16 protein-coding genes are annotated in these 19,199 nt (G+C 67.6%); 12 read left to right on the top strand and 4 right to left on the bottom strand.

Annotation, left to right across the window (positions count from 1 at the left end):
* The first annotated feature begins 41 nt into the window (after positions 1–41).
* The 5 genes from LDO86_RS16575 to proC all read left to right on the top strand — a co-directional run bounded on the left by LDO86_RS16575 (position 42) and on the right by proC (position 7,102).
* Complete coding sequence (locus LDO86_RS16575) at positions 42–1,709, top strand: methyltransferase (protein WP_018768949.1); 1,668 nt, start codon at positions 42–44, stop codon at positions 1,707–1,709.
* A 129-nt stretch (positions 1,710–1,838) separates the two neighbouring features.
* Positions 1,839–4,565: a type I DNA topoisomerase gene (topA, locus tag LDO86_RS16570; RefSeq protein WP_224084117.1), complete on the top strand. Its 2,727-nt coding sequence runs from the start codon at positions 1,839–1,841 to the stop codon at positions 4,563–4,565.
* Between the two features lie 51 nt (positions 4,566–4,616).
* Entirely contained in the window at positions 4,617–5,036 is a 420-nt protein-coding gene (locus tag LDO86_RS16565) for an SseB family protein (RefSeq protein WP_018768947.1), read from the top strand.
* A 7-nt stretch (positions 5,037–5,043) separates the two neighbouring features.
* Positions 5,044–6,033, top strand: coding sequence for a Ppx/GppA phosphatase family protein (locus LDO86_RS16560; protein ID WP_018768946.1), 990 nt, complete (start codon positions 5,044–5,046; stop codon positions 6,031–6,033).
* 235 nt (positions 6,034–6,268) lie between these two features.
* Positions 6,269–7,102, top strand: a complete 834-nt coding sequence (gene proC / locus LDO86_RS16555) for a pyrroline-5-carboxylate reductase (RefSeq protein ID WP_018768945.1) — start codon at positions 6,269–6,271, stop codon at positions 7,100–7,102.
* Here the strand turns inward: proC and LDO86_RS16550 are convergent.
* The gene (locus tag LDO86_RS16550) at positions 7,099–7,785 is read right to left on the bottom strand and encodes a TrkA family potassium uptake protein (protein ID WP_026265713.1); all 687 of its coding nucleotides are present in this window, start codon (positions 7,783–7,785) and stop codon (positions 7,099–7,101) included. The genes proC and LDO86_RS16550 overlap by 4 nt on opposite strands.
* Complete coding sequence (locus LDO86_RS16545) at positions 7,778–9,211, bottom strand: potassium transporter TrkG (protein ID WP_018768943.1); 1,434 nt, start codon at positions 9,209–9,211, stop codon at positions 7,778–7,780. Before LDO86_RS16545 ends, LDO86_RS16550 begins: the two co-directional genes overlap by 8 nt.
* Before the next feature lie 104 nt (positions 9,212–9,315).
* On the opposite strand from LDO86_RS16545, the gene LDO86_RS16540 reads away from it, so the two are divergent.
* Both LDO86_RS16540 and LDO86_RS16535 read left to right on the top strand, forming a co-directional pair.
* Positions 9,316–10,527 (top strand): acetoin utilization protein AcuC, encoded by a 1,212-nt coding sequence (locus LDO86_RS16540; RefSeq protein WP_026265712.1) that lies wholly within the window; start codon positions 9,316–9,318, stop codon positions 10,525–10,527.
* A 60-nt stretch (positions 10,528–10,587) separates the two neighbouring features.
* Positions 10,588–11,232: a metalloregulator ArsR/SmtB family transcription factor gene (locus tag LDO86_RS16535; RefSeq protein WP_018768941.1), complete on the top strand. Its 645-nt coding sequence runs from the start codon at positions 10,588–10,590 to the stop codon at positions 11,230–11,232.
* Between the two features lie 29 nt (positions 11,233–11,261).
* On the opposite strand, the gene LDO86_RS16530 is transcribed toward LDO86_RS16535, so the two are convergent.
* Positions 11,262–12,599, bottom strand: a complete 1,338-nt coding sequence (locus tag LDO86_RS16530) for an alpha-hydroxy acid oxidase (RefSeq protein ID WP_018768940.1) — start codon at positions 12,597–12,599, stop codon at positions 11,262–11,264.
* A gap of 66 nt (positions 12,600–12,665) precedes the next feature.
* On the opposite strand from LDO86_RS16530, the gene LDO86_RS16525 reads away from it, so the two are divergent.
* Positions 12,666–13,358 carry an FCD domain-containing protein gene (locus LDO86_RS16525; RefSeq protein ID WP_026265711.1) on the top strand — a complete coding sequence of 231 codons (693 nt, stop codon included), beginning with the start codon at positions 12,666–12,668 and terminating at the stop codon, positions 13,356–13,358.
* Between the two features lie 25 nt (positions 13,359–13,383).
* Here LDO86_RS16525 and LDO86_RS16520 read toward each other — a convergent pair whose 3' ends face one another.
* Positions 13,384–14,418, bottom strand: a complete 1,035-nt coding sequence (locus tag LDO86_RS16520; RefSeq protein WP_018768938.1) for a LacI family DNA-binding transcriptional regulator — start codon at positions 14,416–14,418, stop codon at positions 13,384–13,386.
* A gap of 359 nt (positions 14,419–14,777) precedes the next feature.
* On the opposite strand from LDO86_RS16520, the gene LDO86_RS16515 reads away from it, so the two are divergent.
* The 4 genes from LDO86_RS16515 to LDO86_RS16500 are packed head-to-tail and all read left to right on the top strand — an operon-like array spanning position 14,778 to position 19,180.
* Positions 14,778–16,193 carry a Gfo/Idh/MocA family oxidoreductase gene (locus LDO86_RS16515; protein ID WP_018768937.1) on the top strand — a complete coding sequence of 472 codons (1,416 nt, stop codon included), beginning with the start codon at positions 14,778–14,780 and terminating at the stop codon, positions 16,191–16,193.
* A gap of 10 nt (positions 16,194–16,203) precedes the next feature.
* A complete protein-coding gene (locus tag LDO86_RS16510; protein ID WP_018768936.1) occupies positions 16,204–17,169 on the top strand; it encodes an NAD(P)-dependent oxidoreductase in 966 nt (321 codons plus the stop codon).
* On the top strand, positions 17,166–18,071 hold the full coding sequence (locus tag LDO86_RS16505; RefSeq protein WP_018768935.1) for a 5-dehydro-4-deoxyglucarate dehydratase: 906 nt from the start codon (positions 17,166–17,168) through the stop codon (positions 18,069–18,071). Before LDO86_RS16510 ends, LDO86_RS16505 begins: the two co-directional genes overlap by 4 nt.
* Complete coding sequence (locus tag LDO86_RS16500; RefSeq protein WP_018768934.1) at positions 18,071–19,180, top strand: mandelate racemase/muconate lactonizing enzyme family protein; 1,110 nt, start codon at positions 18,071–18,073, stop codon at positions 19,178–19,180. Before LDO86_RS16505 ends, LDO86_RS16500 begins: the two co-directional genes overlap by 1 nt.
* The last annotated feature ends 19 nt before the right edge of the window (positions 19,181–19,199 follow it).

The raw sequence follows: 19,199 nt of genomic DNA, 5'->3' as shown, positions 1-19,199 counted from the left end.
CTCCACCGTACCGCGCAGGCAGGCCGGACTAAACTTGAGCGGTGCCTAGATCCCCTCACGAGTTCACCGCCGGCAACACCCCCGACGCTCCCCGCAGCGACCTTCCCGGCCTGCTGGCGGCGCTAGCCGCAGACCTCCGCCGCCTCGATTACACGCTCGACGGCGTCGCCCGGCTGCTTGGCCCCACCGCCTCCGCGGCACTGAACCGGGACCAGATCATCCCCGCGCTGCTCGCTGCCGAGCGGGCAGTGCGGCAGGACAACCAAGCAGCGCCGCTTGCCGCCGTCGTCCGTCTGTGGCTCCTTGCCGAGCCCCAGGAACGGGAAACGCTCGACGCCGCCCTGCCGGGCACAGGCGTGGAAGGCCTCCTCGAGCTTGGGCTGGTACAGCCCGTTCCCGGCTCGGGCCTGCTCACCGCCAAGGCCGACCTGCGGCCGTACGGATGGGACAGGAATGACGACGGCAGCGGCGGCGCCGAGCTGTGGGTGGCCAGCGACCTTGCCGCCCACCAGCAGGCCGGGGTGCTGCGGCACGACCACGTCCTGGGCATCGGGCAGGCCTCCACCACCCTGGTGCAGACCACCATCCGCCGCCACACCGAGCGCGCCCTGGACCTGGGAACCGGCTGCGGCATCCAGGCCTTCCACCTGCTCCACCACTGCCAGCACGTGACCGCCACCGACATCTCCGAGCGAGCCCTGGCCTACGCCCGGTTCAACATCCTGCTCAATGCAGAGGCGCTGTCCGTCGATCCCGACCGGCTTGAGGACCGGGTGAGCCTGCGCCTGGGTTCCCTCCTGGGGCCTGTAACCGGTGAGGAATTCGGCCTGGTGGTCTCCAATCCGCCGTTCGTCATCACCCCGCGCAGTTCCGGCGAGGATGCCGCGGACCAGTTCACCTACCGCGACGGCGGCCTCCCGGGCGATGACATCGTCGCCTCCCTGGTGGCGGACCTGCCCGGGATCCTGGCCCCCGGCGGTTCGGCACAGATGCTGGGCAACTGGGAAGTCCCGGCCGGCTCTGGCTGGGACGAGCGGCCAAAGTCGTGGGTGCGGGCGGGAACTGACGCATGGTTTATCCAGCGCGAGCAGGTCAGCCCGGAACAATATGCCGAAACCTGGCTGCAGGACGCCTCGGAATCCCGGGACCGGCAGCACTACCGGGACGCGTACGCCGCCTACCTTGACGACTTCGCCTCCCGGAACGTGGCAGGGATCGGTTTCGGCATGGTGTGGCTGCGGCGCCCCGCACACGGCGGCCCGGCCGCCATCAGCCGTTTCGAGGAAATCAGCTACCCCATCGAGCAGCCCATCGGACCCCACCTGGGTGCCGCCGTCGAACGCAGCGACTGGCTGGCCGCGCATGATCTTGCCGGCACGCACCTGCTGGTGGCCGACGACGTCACCGAGGAGCGCCACCAGCGCCCCGGCGCCGAACACCCGGGCGTGATCCTGCTCCGGCAGGGTGCCGGGCTTCGGCGCACCAACCTGATGAGCACCGAGCTGGCGGGCTTCGTGTCCGCGTGCGACGGCGACCTCACCGCCGGTCAGATCGCCGGTGCCCTGGAGGCCCTCCTGGGTGGGGCCCTGGACGCCGGCGGGGACGGGGAGCAAGGGTTCGACGCCGGATCCTTCCAGGGTGCGCTGCTCGCCGACGTGGCCAACCTGGTCCGCGACGGCTTCCTCATTCCGGCAGGGAGCCCAGCCTGACGGGAGGCCCCCTAAGACGCTCGCCGGAACCCCGTCTTTTCCACATGAATGCGCACGATTCCCCAAAATATGGTGAACTAGGCGAACATGGGCTCATCTGCCCCAGCAACCTTTTTCTGTAGGAGCACAGTGCCAAGCAAGGCCAAAACCGGCAAGAAACTCGTGATTGTGGAGTCTCCGGCCAAGAGCAAGACCATCGCCAAGTACCTCGGCGAGGGCTTCATCGTTGAGGCCTCCATTGGTCACATCCGCGACCTGCCGCAGCCGTCCGAACTCCCTGCCGAGCTGAAGAAGACATCGGTGGGCAAGTTCGCCGTGGACATTGAGCACGACTTCAAGCCGTACTACGTGGTGTCCCCGGACAAGAAGAAAAAGGTGACCGAGCTCAAGGCTGCGCTCAAGGACGCCGACGAACTCTATCTCGCAACCGATGGGGACCGCGAAGGCGAAGCCATCGCGTGGCACCTGCTGGAAGTGCTGAAGCCCAAGGTCCCGGTGTACCGGATGACGTTCGGCGAAATCACCAAGGAAGCCATCCAGCGCGCCATGGGCAACCTGCGCGACGTGGACCAGGACCTGGTGGATGCCCAGGAAACCCGCCGCGTGCTTGACCGGCTCTACGGCTACGAAATCTCCCCCGTGCTGTGGCGCAAGGTGGCGCGGGGACTGTCCGCCGGGCGCGTGCAGTCCGTGGTCACCCGCATGGTGGTGGACCGTGAACGCGAACGCATGGCCTTCAAGGCAGCCTCCTACTGGGACCTGACCGGCCAGTTCGGTGCCGACTCCGGCTCCTTTAAGGCCAAGCTTGCCGCCGTTGACGGCGCCAAGGTGGCCACGGGCCGCGATTTCAACGACAACGGCGAACTCACTTCCCGGAACGTGGCCCACCTCAACGAGGAACTGGCAACGTCCCTGGCGGCAGGGCTGCAGGATGCGGAGTTCCGGGTCCGCTCCGTTGACACCAAGCCGTACACCCGGCGTCCCGCGGCGCCGTTCACCACCTCCACGCTGCAGCAGGAGGCGGGCCGGAAGCTGCGCTTCTCCTCCAAGAGCACCATGCAGATCGCCCAGCGGCTGTATGAAAACGGCTACATCACCTATATGCGTACGGACTCCTCCGCGCTGAGTGACGAAGCCATCACCGCTGCCCGCCGGCAGGCTTCGGAGCTGTACGGCCCCGAGTACATCCCGCAGTCACCGCGCGTGTACACCGGCAAGGCAGCGAACGCGCAGGAGGCACACGAGGCCATCCGCCCCGCCGGCGACTCGTTCCGCACCCCGGCCCAGGTGGCCAAGCAGCTGTCGGGCGACGAATTCCGTTTGTACGAACTGATCTGGAAGCGCACCGTCGCCTCCCAGATGGGCGACGCCAAGGGTTCGACGGCGACCATCCGCCTGGGTGCCGTGGCCACCGACGGGCGGGACGCGGAATTCTCCGCCTCCGGCACCGTGATTACCTTCCCCGGCTTCCTCGCCGCCTACGAGGAAGGCAAGGACGAGACGCGCGGCGACGACGACTCCGACGAAGCGCGCCGCCTGCCCAACGTGGCCAAGGGCGACTCCCTCACCGCTGCGGACATCCAGGCCGTGGGCCATGAGACCTCCCCGCCTCCGCGCTACACCGAAGCATCCCTGACCGCGGAACTGGAAAAGAAGGGCATCGGCCGCCCGTCCACCTACGCCTCCACCATCTCCACCATCCAGGACCGCGGCTACGTCCGGAAGCAGGGCTCCGCGCTGGTGCCCAGCTGGATCGCCTTCTCGGTCATCCGGCTCCTGGAGCAGCACTTCTCCGACTACGTGGACTACGAGTTCACCGCCGACATGGAAGGCGATTTGGACAAGATCGCCAACGGCCAGGAAGCCGGCGCGTCATGGCTGCGGCACTTCTACTTCGGCGAGGACTCCGACCCCGGCCTGCTGAGCATCGTGAACAACCTGGGCGAGATCGATGCCCGGGAAATCAACTCGATCCCCATCACCGACGACATCACCCTCCGGGTGGGCAAGTTTGGCCCCTACCTGGAAAGCTCGGCGGCAGTGGTGGACCCGAAGACCGGCGAAATCGTCGAATCGGCGCGCGCCAATGTGCCCGAGGACCTGGCCCCCGACGAGCTCACCGCCGCCAAGGCCATCGAACTGATGGAGACGGCGGCGCCGGAGGAACGCGTGCTGGGCACCGACCCGCACACGGGCCACACCGTTGTTGCCAAGAACGGCCGCTACGGCGCCTACGTCACCGAGATCATCCCGGAGATGACCGAGGAAAAAATTGCGGCGCAGCCGGTGGAGTACTACAAGAACGGCAAGCCCAAGCCGCCCAAGAAGCCGGTCAAGGCCAAGCCGCGCACCGGTTCGCTGTTCAAATCCATGACCGTCGAATCGGTCACGCTGGACGAGGCGCTGCAGCTCATGAGCCTGCCCCGCGTCCTGGGCGAGGACGCCGAGGGCAACCTCATCACGGTGCAGAACGGCCGGTTCGGCCCGTACCTGAAGAAGGGAACCGACTCCCGGTCCATCGGCTCGGAAGAGGAAATCTTCACCATCACGCTGGAGCAGGCGCTGGAGATCTACTCCCAGCCCAAGCAGCGGGGCGCCCGCGCCGCGGTTCCGCCGCTGGCAGAGTTCGGCCCGGACCCGGTGTCCGAGAAGAACATCGTGGTGAAGGAAGGCCGGTTCGGCCCCTACATCACCGACGGGATCACCAACATCACGGTTCCGCGGGCCACGCCCCTCGAGGAACTGACGCGCGAACAGGCCGTGGAACTCCTGGCCGAGAAACGCGCCAAGGGTCCGGTCAAGCGGACCGCCACCCGCAAGGCTCCGGCCAAGAAGAAGGCAACGGCGAAGAAGTAGCCCGTGGCCGGCGCGTTTGCGCCGGCCACCGGATCGTGATCGGCTAGTCGTATGACTGAACAGCCAGCGCACACGGACCTCCAGCCGCTCAACGACCTCGAAGAGAAGCTCGCCACCGGCGGACAACCCGACGCGAACCCCGTGGACGTCATCCTGTCGTTCCTGAACAGCGAGGTCTACATCATCAGCTCGGACACGGTTGAGGGCATCGACTCCCAGGTGGAGCCCCTGGTCCTTGCCAACGCCGACGGCGACCCCGTCCTTGCCGTGTTCTCGCACCCGAGCCGGGTGGACCAGCAGTACCTTGAAGCTGCACCCAACGTGCTGGGCACCCAGGGCGCCGCCATCATCGCCAACCTTGGCGATGAACTCGGCATGGTGATCAACCCCGGTGCTGCCTATGGTTTCGAGATCAACCCCGAAGGCGTGGCCAACATCAGGCGCGACTTCAAGCGCGCTGACGAGCAATAATGTCCCCATGCGTCTAGGCGTCCTCGATATCGGTTCCAATACTGTCCATCTGCTCCTGGTGGATGCCCACCCCGGCGCGCAGCCGGTCCCGTTCGCGTCCCACAAGCGGCCGCTGTCCCTGGTCCAGTACCTGGAGCCGGACGGCAGCATCAGCGACGAGGGCCAGCACGAGCTGACCGAGTTCGTGCTGGAAGCGTGGGAATTTGCTGCCCGGCACAAGGCCGAGGACCTGCTGGCCTTCTGTACGTCAGCCATCCGCGAGGCCACCAACGGCCCGGCAGTGCTGGCCCGGGTCAAGCACGAAACCACGGTGACCCTCCAGGAACTCACCGGAAGCGAGGAAGCGTCCATGACGTTCTTCGCGGTGCGGCGCTGGCACGGGTGGGGCGCCGGACCCATCCTGAACCTGGACATCGGCGGCGGTTCCTTTGAAATGGCTTTCGGCCAGGACGAGCTCCCCGAAGTGGCCACGTCCGTGCCGCTCGGCGCAAGCCGCCTCACCCGGGACTGGCTCGCCGAGGATCCGCCGTCGGCCAAAAGCGTCAAGGAACTCCGGCGCTATATCAGGGCGACGCTCAAGCCCGCCGTCCGCGGGTTCGACGGCCTGGGCCGGGCCAATGTGGTGGCCGGCACCTCCAAGACCTTCCGCTCCCTGGCCCGGATCGCCGGGGCTGCCCCCAGCGCTGAGGGCCCGTACGTCAAACGGGAACTGCACGCCTCGGACCTGGGGATCTGGACCCAGCGGATCTCGGCCATGAGCTCGGAGGACAGGCTGCACCTTCCCGGCGTCTCCGAGGCGCGGGCCCATCAGCTCCTGGCCGGCGCGCTGGTGGCCGAAGCCGCGCTTGAGATGTTCAAGTTCAAGAAGCTCCGCATCTGCCCCTGGGCACTGCGTGAAGGCCTCATCCTCCGGCGCCTGGACCAGCTGGTATTTTCCGGTCCGCTGGAGCCGGCACCGCATGTGGCCGCTTCCCGGCCGGTGGAAGCACCGGTCTAGGGGCCCGACGCCCCCGCTGCCGCGGCCGTTAAAAGCGGAAGCACCGGGGCGGGCAACAGGAAAATGGGGGAAAACCTGTCGCCGCGCCGCCGGTGCCCTGGCAGGCATCCCCATGCCTGCCGCATCACTCGCACCCTCAATGAGGTAATAACTACGTTAGGACCGCAAGTTGTGTGCTGCCTGCGGTGAAGATGGGAGTTGCCTGTGAATGCCTGCCTCCTGCAATGATGGAGGCATGAGCAACCGAATCGCATTCCTTGGCTGTGGATCCATGAACGAGGCCATTCTTGGCGGCCTGCTGGAGGCAGGGACGGATCCCGGGGATGTGGTGGCCACGGTCCGCCGCGCGGAGCGTGCATCCGAGCTGGCCGAGCGCTACCCGGGGATCACTGCCATTGCCGGCGAGGAGGAACCTGACAACAACAGGCAAGCCACCAAGGGGTCCGCCGTCGTCATCCTTGGCGTCAAGCCGGTGGGCATCGCGGACCTTGCCCGGGAGATCAGCCCGGCACTTTCGCCGGACACCGTGGTGGTCAGCGTCGCCGCCGCGGTCTCGATCGCCCAACTCGAGGCAGCCCTCCCGGAAGGGCAGCCGGTCATCCGGACCATGCCCAACACGCCGGCAAAACTGGGGCGCGGCGTCGTGTCCGTCTCGCCAGGAACCCACTGCAGCCCTGGGCAGCTCCAGAAGGTCAAGGACATCCTCCAGGGCGCAGGCACCGTGGTGGAGGTCCCGGAGGAGCAGGTGGACGCGCTCTCCGCCATCAGCGGGTCCGGCCCGGCCTACGCTTTCTACCTCGCCGAGGCCATGGCGTCCGCCGGGGAGGAACTGGGCCTGGACCGGGAGTTGTCCCTGTTGCTGGCGCGCGAAACGGTTGCCGGTGCGGGCCTCATGCTCGCCCAGCCCGGAGCGGACCCGGCAGCGCTGCGCAAAGCCGTGACCAGCCCCAACGGCACCACCGAACGCGCCATTGCCACCTTCGACGAACAGGGCATCCCGGCCATCATTGCGGCCGGTGCCCGCGCGGCAGCCGACCGGGCAGCGGAGATTACCAGGCAGCTCGGCTAGGGCCGCGCGGCGAACCGTTCGAGCAGGTCCACGTGGCCGGAGACGATGAGCATGTCGCGGGAGGACACCTTGGTCTCGGGCCGGGCATAGGTGAAGTCCTCGCCGGGGGACTTCACGCCCACAATGGTCACGCCGTACTTGGAACGGACCTTTGACTCGTCCAGGGTGAAACCCACGGTTTCGCGCGGCGGGTACATTTTCACGATGGCAAAGTCGTCGTCGAACTCGATGAAGTCCAGCATGCGCCCGGAGACCAGGTGCGCGGCGCGGACACCGGCGTCGGCTTCCGGGTAGATCACGTGGTTGGCGCCGATGCGGGTCAGGATCTTGCCGTGGGAGGGCGTAATGGCCTTCACCCACAGGTGCTCGATGCCGAGGTCCACCAGGTTGACGGTAATCAGCACGGAGGATTCGATGGAGGTGCCCACACCCACGACGGCGGAGCTGAACTCCTGGGCGCCGAGCTGGCGGAGCGCATCGATGTTGGTGGCGTCCGCCTCCACCACGTGGGTCAGGAGGGGCGCCCATTTCTGCACCAGGTTCCGGTCCCGTTCGATCGCGAGGACTTCCCGGCCCTGCTTCACCAGCTGTTCAGCCGTGGATGATCCGAAGCGGCCCAGCCCGATCACCAGTACAGGGGCATTGTGGGCGGGGCGCCGGGGGGCGTCTGTGGAACTAGCCAATGATCGGCCTCTCTTCGGGATAGTGGTACAACTGGCTGCGCTGGCGCAGGGCCAGGGCAGCGGCGAGGGTAACGGTACCCACGCGGCCCGCGAACATCAGCGCCGTGAGGACGTAGACGCCGGCGGGCGGCACCTCCGCGCTGAGGTTGGTGCTGAGTCCCACCGTGGCGAACGCGGAGATGGTTTCGAACAACACACGGTCAAGTGACTGGCCGCTGATGTGCAGCAGCAGGAAAGCCGACACGGAAACCAGGGTGGCGCCGGCGACGATCACAGAGATGGCCACCCGCATGCTGCCCTGCGGGATGGTCCGGCCGTAGACCTTGACGTCGGCGTCGCCACGGGCCTCGGCGACGATGGCCAGGAACATGACGGCGATGGTGGTCACCTTGATGCCGCCGGCCGTGGAGGCGGAGCCGCCGCCGGCAAACATCAGGGCATCGGTCAGCAGCATGGTGGTGGAGTCCATTTGGTTCTGGTCCACCAGGTTGAATCCGCCCGAACGCGTCATCACGGACGCGAAGAGCGCGTGGGTGATCTTGTCGCCCACGCTCATGGTGCCGATGGTCCGGGCGTTGTCCCACTCCATCAGCGCCCACAGGAACGCCCCTGCCGCCAGGAGGATCAGGGAAACCTGGATGGTGAGCTTGGTGTGGAGATTCCACTTCTTCCAGTTCAGGCCGTTCTGCTGCAGGACCATCACCACGGGGAATCCCAGGCTGCCCATGAAGACCCCCACCATGAGGGGGATCAGGATCCAGAGGTCCGTCTCGTAGGGCACGATCCCGTCCGAGTGCGGCGTGAAGCCGGCGTTGTTGAACGACGAGATGGCATAGAAAATACCGTGCCACACCGACTGCCAGAAGGGCTCACCCAGGGTGAGGAACCGGGGGACCAGCGCGAGCGCCAGGACACCCTCGATGACCACGGACGTGGTGATGACGATCCGCAGCAGGGTGCCCACCTCGCCCAGGCGCCCGGCGTTGTTCATGGACTCCGCCGCGATGATCTTGCCCCGGACACCCAGCCGCTTGCTCACCATCAGTGCCAGCAACGACGCCAGCGTCAAGGTGCCCAAGCCGCCGATGAAGATGCCCACCAGGATCACCAGCTGGCCGAAGAAGGACCAGTGGACCGCCGTCGACACCACCGTGAGCCCCGTGACGCACACCGCAGAGACCGCGGTGAACAGCGCCTGGTGGATAGGCGTGGGGGTTCCGTCAGCTGAGGAGACCGGCAGGGACAGCAGGAACGTGAACACCGTGCAGACGGCGGCGAACGCCGTCAGCGCCAGCCGTGCGGGTGTGGTGTTGGCAATGTCGTCAATGAAGTCGCGCAGCCGCGTGAGGACCCGGAGGCCCTCCCGCTCCTGCGCCGGGGGGTGCCAGGTGGCCGGCGTCCGGGGCCTCGACTGGCTCTGGGTCATGTGTGGCTTTTCCTCGGTTGTAACGGCTTCCCCCAGTAGTAAACCACTAAAGCCCGCGTCATGGCCGGGTGGGCGGCCGTGCGGGCTCGGGTAGCCTGTGATTGATGACATACATGCCCGGCCTCAGCCAGCCCGCGCCGCCAACGATGGTGGCGTGGAGTCCTGACATGACAGCCTACAACTTTGGTCCGGGCCACCCCATGGCGCCGGAGCGGATGGACCTGACGGCCCGCCTTGCCCGCAGCCTGGGTCTGTTCGACCTGGACCATGTTGACGTCGCGGCGCCGGAGGTGGCCTCGGACGCCGACCTGCAGTCCGTTCACTCGCCGGAATACGTGGCGGCGGTCCGCCGTGTCAGCACGGACCCCTCCCGGCCGGACGAGTCCCGGGGGCTGGGAACTGAGGACGATCCCGCGTTCGCCGGCATGCATGAGGCCGCGGCACGCCTGGCCGGCGGCTCCCTGCTGGCGGCATCGCGCGTGCTGGAGGGGTCGGCCGTCCACGCCGTCAACTTCGGCGGCGGCATGCACCACGCGTCCCGGGACCGTGCCAGCGGATTCTGCATCTACAACGACGCAGCGGTTGCGGTGCAGAAGCTGCTCGACGGCGGCGTACGCAAAGTGGCCTACATCGACGTCGACGCCCACCACGGGGACGGCACCCAGAACATCTTCTGGGATGATCCCCGGGTCCTCACCCTCTCGCTGCATGAGACAGGGCTGACCCTCTTTCCCGGGACCGGGTTCGCCAACGAGATCGGCGGCCCGGCGGCAGAAGGAACCGCAGTGAATGTTGCCCTGCCTGCGGGCACCGGTGACGCCGGGTGGCTCCGCGCCTTCTACGCCGTGGTGCCGCAACTGGTGGGCGCCTTCGAACCCGAGGTGATCGTGAGCCAGCACGGCTGCGATTCACACCGCAGCGATCCCCTGACGCACCTCAACCTCAGCGTGGACGGACAGCGGGAGGCAGCGAACGCCGTCGGGCATCTGGCCGAGCGCTACTGCGGTGGCCGGTGGATCGCCACCGGCGGCGGCGGCTACAACGTGCTGGACGTGGTGCCGCGGGCCTGGAGCCACCTGGTGGCCATCGCCGCCGGACGGCCCGTGCCGCTGCGGACGCCCGTGCCCGGGGACTGGCGGCAGTATGTGACGGAGAAGTTCGGCAGGGAGGCGCCGGCCCTCATGGGGGATGACGTGGAGCTGTGGTGGCGGTCCTGGGAAGTGGGCTTCGACCCCAACGACGCCGTGGACCGCACTGTCATGGCCACCCGCAAGGCAGTGTTCCCGCTGCACGGGCTGGACCCCTGGTTCGACTAGGCTCCCTGGCGGCCGAAATAGTTGATGCCTTTCGGGGCATATGTCGCTAGGGTGGGAGGCATGGTGACAGACGACGTATTTGCCGTCATAGCGGAATCCACCCGGCGGGATATCCTGGTGGCCCTCCGGGCAGGAGACAAGGCCGTGGGGGAGCTGGTGGAGGAACTGGCGGCGAGCCAGCCCACCATTTCCAAGCACCTGAAAGTCCTTCGTGAAGCACAGCTGGTCAGCATGCGGGCCCAAGGCCAGAAGCGGTACTACGCGTTGAACCGCGGGCCGCTGGAGGGCATCGCCAGCTGGCTGGAGACGTTCGACGTCGGCCCTGGAGCCAAAGCCGCCACGGCACCGCGTGGCCATCATCAGGAAATCCCGGATCAGGCAGTCCCGGCCCAGGCGGGCAGTGCCACAGCGGGCGCTGCCCACCTGACCGAAGGCGTCGCCGCCGCGGCCCCCTCCCTGTCCCGGGCCGCCGGCGCTGCCGGGCCAGGCACGTCGCAGACCCGGGAGGAAGTCCCGGCGCCCGTCCTGGTGCGCGAAGGCGCCGAGCTGAGCCCCGCCGTCGTGATTCCCGGCGGGACGGCCGCCCCGTTGAGCGATGACAGCGTGCCCCAGCAGATCGGCAGGACTGTTGGCCGCGCCGCCACCAAGGCCGCCGACCTGCTGGCGAACCTGCCCAACCTCCCTAAGTTCGGCCGCAAGAAGTAATCCCCGCGGAGCGGTAAGCGCAGCGCAGCCTACTTGGCCAGCAGGCGCACGTGGTCCGGGGTGAGTTCGGACACCTTGCTGACGCCCAGCAGCGCCATGGTCCGCGCCATGTCCTTCTCGAGGATCTGCAGGGTGCGGTCCACTCCCGCCCGTCCGCCGGCCATCAGGCCGTAGAGGTAGGCGCGGCCGATCAGGGTGAAGTCCGCGCCCAGGGCCAGGGCGGCCACGATGTCCGCGCCGCTCATGATCCCGGTGTCCAGAATGATGGCGGCATCGGTGTTGTCCGCCGCGAAGGCCTCCTTGACCCCGGGCAGCAGGTGGAACGGGATGGGGGCCCGGTCCAGCTGGCGGCCGCCGTGGTTGGACAGGACCACGCCGTCGGCGCCGTGGTCCACTACCTCGCGGGCGTCCTCAACGGTCTGGATGCCCTTGACCACCAGCTTGCCTTTCCAGGTTTCGCGCAGCCAGTCCAGGTCCTCGAACGTGAGGGTGGGATCGAACATGGAGTTGATGAGATCGGCCACGGTGCCGGTGTAGCGGGAGAGCGAGGCGAACGTGAGCGGCTCGTGGGTGAGGAAGTTGAACCACCAGGCCGGCCGGTAGGAGGCATCCAGGACGGTCTTCACCGTGAGCGCCGGCGGGATGGTCATGCCGTTGCGGACGTCGCGCAGGCGGGCGCCGGCCACGGCAGTGTCCACGGTCACCATGAGGGTGTCGTTGCCCGCCCTGGCTGCGCGCTCGATCAGTTCCAGCGACCGGTCCCGGTCCGTCCACAGGTACAGCTGGAACCAGTTGCGCCCGTTGGGTGCGGCAGCGGCGACGTCCTCGATCGAGGCGGTGCCCATGGTGGACAGGGTGTAGGGGATGCCTGCGGCCTCCGCTGCCTGCGACCCTGCGTATTCGCCCTCGGACTGCATCATCCGGGTGAACCCTGTCGGTGCGATGCCAACGGGAAGCCGCGAGGGCTTTCCCAGGATCTCCGTACTGAGGTCGATGGCGGAGACGTTCCGCAGGATGCCCGGCCGAAACTCGATGTCCAGGAAGGCCTGGCGGGCGCGGCGGAGCGTGATCTCCTCTTCAGCCGCGCCGTCGGTGTAGTCGAAAGGCGCCTTGGGGGTGCGGCGCTTGGCGATGTCGCGGAGTTCCCAGATGGTGCTGGCCCGCTTCAGCCGCGCCTCCTTGCTGAACTCCGGCTTCTTGAACTGCATCAGCGGCGCCAGGTCCGAGTACTTGGGAATGCGGCGCTTCAGGGCTGCGGGCAGCGCGGACGACGACGGTGCCGGGGCGGGTGCCGGCGCTGCGGGGATGTCGGTGGTGTCCGGCGCCGGGGTCGCCTCAGGGTTGTTGGGCTGGATGGTATGCGTCATGGGTCCTCCTATGGTCCAACCACACTCTAGGTGATGTGGTCCAACCACATCAAGTACCATTGGCCTATGCGTACCCATCAGCTGGTCCTGTCCTGGATCGAGGACCAACTCTCGGCCGGCCGGTTGGCCGTGGGTGGAAGGCTGCCGGCGGAGCGCACCTTGGCCGAACAGCTCAAGGTCTCCCGCACATCGGTCCGCGAGGCGATCCGGATTCTGGAGGCAATGGGAGTGGTCCGCGCGGGCGTCGGGTCCGGGCCGGAAGCCGGGACGGTGGTGATTTCGGACCCCACCGCGGCGCTGGGATCCGCCCTGCGGCTGCACGTGGCCACCCAGCACCTGCCCGTGGCGGACATCGTGGAAACGCGGGTCCTGCTGGAGTCATGGGCTGCGGCGAAAGCCCCGCAGGACGCACCCGAACTTGACGGGGCTGCCGCGCTCCTGGCGGCCATGGATGCCCCGGACGGACTCTCGGCCAGCGATTTCCTGGCCCTCGATGTCCGGTTCCACCTGGCCCTGGCCAACGCCGCCGGCAATGCGGTGGTCAGTGCCATGATGGGGTCGCTCCGGGAAGCCATCCAGGGCTACGCTGCCGAACTCACGGCCACCTTGCCGGACTGGGAAGCCACAGCGTCGCGCCTGCGCACCGAACACCACGCCATCCTCGCTGCGGTCAGGAATGGGGACGGCGCCCGGGCCGCGGAACTCGTGGCGGCCCACATCGAGGGATTCTACAAAGAGGCCGGGCTGGGCGCGGGATAAGCCTGGGCGGAGCGTACAGAAAGGCTCAGCCGTGGACCGTGCTGCGCGGCGCCTTGGCCGGCCCGGTGCTGGCCCGCACTTCCAGCCGCGGCTGGTAGCGGCTGCCCGTGGACGCATTGCCTTCCTTCCGGATCAGCGCCCGGAGCTGGTGCCAGGCCTGCTCGCCCAGTTCGGTGATGGGGACCGCACCGGTGGTGAGGGCCGGCGTCGTGTACCTGGCGAAGGGGATGTCATCGAAGCCGGTCACGGAAATGTCCCCGGGGACGTCCAGGCCGCGCTCATGCAGTCCGCTCATCAGGCCCATTGCCACCAGGTCATTGAATGCCAGGATGCCTGTGGCCCCGCTCGCCAGGACGGCATCCACCGCTTCGTGCCCGGTGTCGAAGTCGGAGCCGCCCTCCAGCATGGTCACCTCCACCTCGGGGTGGGCGGCCCTGAAGGCCTCCAGGCCCTTGAGCCGCATCTCATTGGAGGCGCTGCGGGGCGGGCCCGCGAGGAAGGCCAGGCGGGTGTGGCCCAATTCCACAAGGTGCCCCGCGATGTCCTGGACGCCCTGGCCGTAGTCCACCACCAGGCTGGGCACGTTCGGAGTGGAGGTGGTGCGGTTGATCAGCACCAGCGGGTGCAGCGAGGGTGCGATCTCCTCCAGTTCCGCATCGGACATGCGCGGGGCGCACAGGACCAGCCCGTCGCAGCGCCGGCGCGCCTCGCCCGCGAGGATGGACTCCTCGCTGGACACTTCGAATGAGTCCGCGATGAGCACGCGGTAACCGTCCTGGGCGGCTGCCCGGCTCAGGCCGCGGAGGATCGCCTGGAAGGTGGGGTTGGCCAGGTCCGGCACCACAATGCCGATGGTGTCCGTCTTGCCCAGGGCCAGGCTGCGGCCCACGGGATTGGGCTGGTACTTCAGTTCGGCGGCCGCTGCACGGACCCTGGCGGCAATGTCCGGGTCCACGGTGAAGTTTCCGTTCATGACACGCGAAACGGTGGCATGGGAGACTCCCGCCTTCACGGCGACATCTGCGATGCCGATCCTGCCGCTTGCCGATTTCCTGGCCATGGGGAACCCTTCGTTTGCGCCATCCGCCGGAGCTGCCGCGACCGGTTGGTGCCCGGGCGGCCGGCCGTGATGGCAACCTGCTTTGAAAGACAGCATATACGGGCGTAGGAAAGCGATTTCTATGCTTTTCCCAGCCGTTTTCCCGGACCGCCGGCAGATGTCCTGCGCCGGGAGCGAAGAAAGCGCTTTCCCTCAGCGCGGGAAATGGTTGACGAATGCCCCGCGGGGTTGGTAGAACTTTTATAGACAACTGAGAAAACGCTTTCTCGCCTGCTTTTCCAACCGGTGCAGCAGAGTGCCGCCGCTGATCCACAGCCGCCGTTCCCACGGCCGTTCAATGAGCTTTCGAAAGGGACCCCATGGTCAACACAGCCGAGACGACGTCGGCCGCAGCTGCCGCCCAGGCCACTGCCAAGGACGGCGGGAAGACCCGCATCGCCCTGATCGGCACCGGTGGCCGCTCCGAGATGTACATCCGGGCCATCTTCGGCAAGCACGCCGATACCGCCGAACTGGTGGCGTTCTCCGATGTGAATCCCGGACGCGTGGAGTTTTACCAGAAGCTCATCCAGGAACTGGGCGCGCCGGGACCGGTGGCGTCCTTTGATCCCGCGGACCTGACAGCGTTTATCCAGGCCAACGGCATCGACCGGATTATTGTCACCACCCCGGACTACACCCATGCGGACTATATTGTTGAGGGTCTTCGTGCCGGAGCGGATGTCGTGGTCGAAAAGCCACTGACCATCGATGCCGAAGGCTGCCGCCGCATCACCCAGGCCGTCCAGGAAACCGGCCGGAACGTGGTGGTCACGTTCAACTACCGCTACTCGCCCCGCAACAGCGCGCTCAAGGAAATCATCCAGAGCGGCGTGATCGGCAAAGTCACGTCCGTCGACTTCAGCTGGGTCCTGGACACCGTCCACGGCGCGGACTACTTCCGCCGCTGGCACCGTGAGAAGAAGAACTCCGGCGGGCTGCTCATCCACAAGGCGTCGCACCACTTTGACTTGGTCAACTGGTGGATCGACGACGTCCCGGAGCGGGTCTTCGCTTCCGGTGGCCTGAAGTTCTATGGCGACAAGAACGCTGCCGAGCGCGGCCTTGGCCCACGCCCGGAACGGGGAACGCCCGACGCCGATGCCCCCGCCGGCGAGAAGGACCCCTTCGCGCTGGACCTGCGCGAGGACGAGCGGCTCAAGGCACTGTTCCTGGACAACGAACACTACGACGGCTACCGCCGCGACCAGGATGTCTTCACCGCCGGCATCACCATTGAGGACAACCTGGCCCTGGTGGTGGAGTACCAGGGTGGGCCGCGCCTGAGCTACTCGCTGAACGCGCACAGCCCCTGGGAAGGCTACCGGGTGGCGGTCAACGGCACCGAGGGCCGGGCGGAGCTTGAAGTGGTGGAACGCGCCGCCGTCCTGCACAGCACCGACCAGAAAACCGTCGTGGACCCTTCCGCAACCCCCGTGGAGGAAGAGGACGCCGTGCGCCGCAACGGCGAGCGGCTGGTGGTCCAGCGCCACTGGGAGGCCGCCTACGAGGTGCCGATCGTCAACGGCGAAGGCGGGCACGGCGGCGGTGACGAACTGCTGCTGTCGGACCTCTTCAACGGACCGGGCGAGGACCCCCTGGGCCGGCCCTCCGGTTACCTGGACGGCCTGCGTTCAGTGTCCGTGGGCATCGCAGGCAACCGCTCCCTGGAATCGTCCCTGCCCGTCCGGGTCGAGGACCTGGACCTCGGCGTCGACCTTCGCCGCGCCAAGTAGAGGAAAAACCATGAGCAGGATATTCGTGACCGGCGGCGCGGGCCGCCTTGGCCGCAGCGTGGTGGCGGGGCTGGCCCAGGCGGGCCATGAGGTGGTCTCGGTTGACCGTGACGCCGTCCCCGCCGGGCTCCTGCCGGCCGGCGTCGTCCAGGAGACCGCGGACCTCCTGGCGCCGGGCGAGGCACTGCGCCTCCTTCGGGATGCAAGGCCCGACGCCGTCATCCACCTTGCGGCGATCGCGGTACCGTTCAGCGCACCCGAGGACGTCATTTTCGCCACCAACACCCGGCTCGCCTTCGCGGTCATCAGCGCCGCAACGGAACTGGGCGTTGGCAAAATCGTCACCGCCAGCAGCCCCACGGTCCTGGGCTACGGATGCCCGGCGGGGTGGCTGCCGCCGTCGTTCCCGTTGGACGAGCGCACGCCGCCCAAGCCCTGGAACGCCTACGCGCTGTCCAAGCTCATCGCCGAGCAGACCATGCAGATGTTCGCCACGGCGCAGGGAGAGAAGATCCGGTACGCGGCGTTTCGTCCCTGCTTTGTCATCTCGCCGGAGGAATGGGACGGTGCCCCCACCCAGCAGGGGCACACGCTCGCCGAACGCCTGGCCGACCCCGCCCTCTCCGCTCCGGCGCTGTTCAACTACGTGGACGCCCGGGATGTGGCTGATTTCCTGGACCTGCTGCTGCAGAAAATGGCGGACATTCCGAACGGGGAAACCTTCTTCGTAGGGGCAGCCGACGCACTGGCCACCGCGCCCCTGGCGGAGCTGATGCCAAAATTCCTGCCGGGAAGCGAAGCGCTCAGCGCCGGCCTGACCGGAACCAACCCGGCGTTCTCCATTGCCAAGGCCCGGGAACTGCTCGGCTGGCAGCCCAAGCGCAGCTGGCGCACAGAACTCAAGTCCCACCCAACCCTCAACGACGAGGCTTCCACGCTGGTTACCGCCAGCGCCGGAGGCAAGGAGACATCATGAAATTCGACGGCGTACTGTTCTTCCCCGTCACCCCGTTCACGGCCGAAGGTGCCGTTGACGTGGAACTGCTCAAGGAACACATCAGCTCCCGGCTGCCTTTCGGCCCGGGCGGCGTCTTCCCCGCCTGCGGCACCGGCGAATTCCACGCCCTCAGCATCGGGGAGGTCCGCACCGTGGTGGCGGCCGCCGTCGAGGTCGTTGCCGGGCGAGTCCCTGTGGTGGCCGGTGCGGGCGGACCCCTGGGCCACGCCCTCGCAGCCGCCCGGGCTGCCGAGGAAGCAGGCGCCGACGCGCTGCTGGTGCTTCCGCCGTACCTGGTCACCGGCCCCACGGACGGGCTGGTGGCCTACATCGAGGCCGTGGCCAACGCCAGCAGCCTGCCGGTCATCGTGTACCACCGCGGCAACGCCAAATTCACCGCGGCGTCAATGGCCAAGCTCGCCGCCAACCCCAAGGTCATCGGTTTCAAGGATGGTCTTGGCGACGTGGGCCTCGCCCAGGAAATCGTGTCCGCGGTCAAGGCAACGGGCCGCAAGGACTTCGCCTTCTTCAACGGCCTGCTCACCGCCGAACTGACGCAGGGCGCGTACCGCGGTCTGGGCATCCCGCTATACTCCTCGGCGGCTTTCGCCATGGCCCCGGAGATCGCCAAGGCCTACTACGATGCCTACGCTGCCGGAGACGAGGAACGGCGCAACGCCCTCCTTGAGGGCTTCTACGCACCCCTGGTACGCCTGCGGGACCAGACCCCCGGCTTCGGCGTTTCCCTGATCAAGGCGGGCCTCCGGCTGGGCGGAATGCCGGTGGGTTCCGTCCGCCCGCCGCTGGTGGACCCCACGGAGGAACAGCTCGTGGAGCTCAAGGCCATCCTGGCCAAGGGTTACGAGCTGGCCGGGCACTGATGGGCGCACCGGCGGCCGAAGCCGTCCGTACCGTTCCGCGCATCACCGGCCTGTCGACGCGGCTCCTCACCGTTCCGCTGCGCCGCAGCTGGGGCGCAGAGGCGCCGGAGAACCACGTGATCGCCACGGAGGTTCACACGGACGACGGCGGCACGGGCTTTGGTTTCTCCTGGACGCCCACCATCGGTCCCCAGGCAGTCAAGGCGCTGCTTGATCACGACATCGCCCCTTTCATCGCCGGTCTGCCCGCCACCCCCGAGGGGGTGTGGGACGTGCTCTGGAAGCGGCTGCACGAGGCCGGCGGCGGAGGGCTCACCACCATCGCCATGGCTGGTGTGGACCTGGCGCTGTGGGACCTGCAGGCCCGCCGTGCCGGGACGTCGGTCACCGGCCTGCTGGGCCAGCGGCAGGAATCAGCCGAGGTTTACGGCTCCGGCGTGAACCTGCACTACACCCTGGACGAGCTGGTGGCGCAGGCTGAACGCTGGGTTGCCGCCGGCCACCAGGCAGTGAAGATCAAGGTGGGCAAACCGGACCTCCGCGAGGACCGCGAACGCGTTGCCGCCGTCCGCTCCGTCCTGGGCCCGGACCGCAGGCTCATGATCGACGCAAACCAGCGGTGGGACCTGCCCACCACCTTCCGGGCCCTCGATGTGCTGGCCGAATTCGGGCTGGAATGGCTGGAGGAACCCATCCGCGCGGACGATCTCTGGGCCTACCGCAGGCTCCGGAAGCACTCGCCCGTGCCCATCGCCCTTGGCGAAAACCTGCACACCATCTACCGGTTCCGCGATTTCATAGAGGCGGAGGCGGTGGACATCATCCAGCCCAACATCATCCGGGTGGGCGGCATTACCCCGTTCCGGCGGATCGTTGAGCTGGCACGGACCAACAGCATCAAGATCATGCCGCACCTGCTGCCCGAACTGTCCGGGCAGCTGGCCCTGACCCTGGCGGAGCCCACTATGGTGGAGGACGTCGAGGAGGCATCCTTCGAACAGTTGGGGATCCTGGCCGGCCCGTCGCCGGTGCGGTTCGCCAACAGCAGGGTGGCCCTGGCGGACCGGCCCGGACTGGGCTTCCGCTTCCGGGAAACCCCGCAGCCATGAACTTCCATACGACGAACAG

Origin of the sequence: Arthrobacter sp. StoSoilB19 (genome assembly GCF_019977275.1) — a bacterium.
Taxonomy (GTDB): domain Bacteria; phylum Actinomycetota; class Actinomycetes; order Actinomycetales; family Micrococcaceae; genus Arthrobacter.
The sequence above is the reverse complement of the archived record's forward strand: the minus strand, read 5'-3'. Positions and strand labels throughout refer to the sequence as shown.

What these genes read in the sequence shown, in the direction of transcription:
- LDO86_RS16560 (WP_018768946.1), top strand. Translation starts at nt 5,044, where the DNA reads ATGCGTCTAGGCGTCCTCGATATCGGTTCCAATACTGTCCATCTGCTC.
- LDO86_RS16520 (WP_018768938.1), bottom strand. Translation starts at nt 14,418, where the DNA reads ATGGCCAGGAAATCGGCAAGCGGCAGGATCGGCATCGCAGATGTCGCC.
- LDO86_RS16535 (WP_018768941.1), top strand. Translation starts at nt 10,588, where the DNA reads ATGGTGACAGACGACGTATTTGCCGTCATAGCGGAATCCACCCGGCGG.
- LDO86_RS16515 (WP_018768937.1), top strand. Translation starts at nt 14,778, where the DNA reads ATGGTCAACACAGCCGAGACGACGTCGGCCGCAGCTGCCGCCCAGGCC.
- proC (WP_018768945.1), top strand. Translation starts at nt 6,269, where the DNA reads ATGAGCAACCGAATCGCATTCCTTGGCTGTGGATCCATGAACGAGGCC.
- LDO86_RS16510 (WP_018768936.1), top strand. Translation starts at nt 16,204, where the DNA reads ATGAGCAGGATATTCGTGACCGGCGGCGCGGGCCGCCTTGGCCGCAGC.
- LDO86_RS16540 (WP_026265712.1), top strand. Translation starts at nt 9,316, where the DNA reads ATGACATACATGCCCGGCCTCAGCCAGCCCGCGCCGCCAACGATGGTG.
- LDO86_RS16500 (WP_018768934.1), top strand. Translation starts at nt 18,071, where the DNA reads ATGGGCGCACCGGCGGCCGAAGCCGTCCGTACCGTTCCGCGCATCACC.
- LDO86_RS16565 (WP_018768947.1), top strand. Translation starts at nt 4,617, where the DNA reads ATGACTGAACAGCCAGCGCACACGGACCTCCAGCCGCTCAACGACCTC.
- LDO86_RS16505 (WP_018768935.1), top strand. Translation starts at nt 17,166, where the DNA reads ATGAAATTCGACGGCGTACTGTTCTTCCCCGTCACCCCGTTCACGGCC.
- LDO86_RS16525 (WP_026265711.1), top strand. Translation starts at nt 12,666, where the DNA reads ATGCGTACCCATCAGCTGGTCCTGTCCTGGATCGAGGACCAACTCTCG.
- LDO86_RS16530 (WP_018768940.1), bottom strand. Translation starts at nt 12,599, where the DNA reads ATGACGCATACCATCCAGCCCAACAACCCTGAGGCGACCCCGGCGCCG.
- LDO86_RS16545 (WP_018768943.1), bottom strand. Translation starts at nt 9,211, where the DNA reads ATGACCCAGAGCCAGTCGAGGCCCCGGACGCCGGCCACCTGGCACCCC.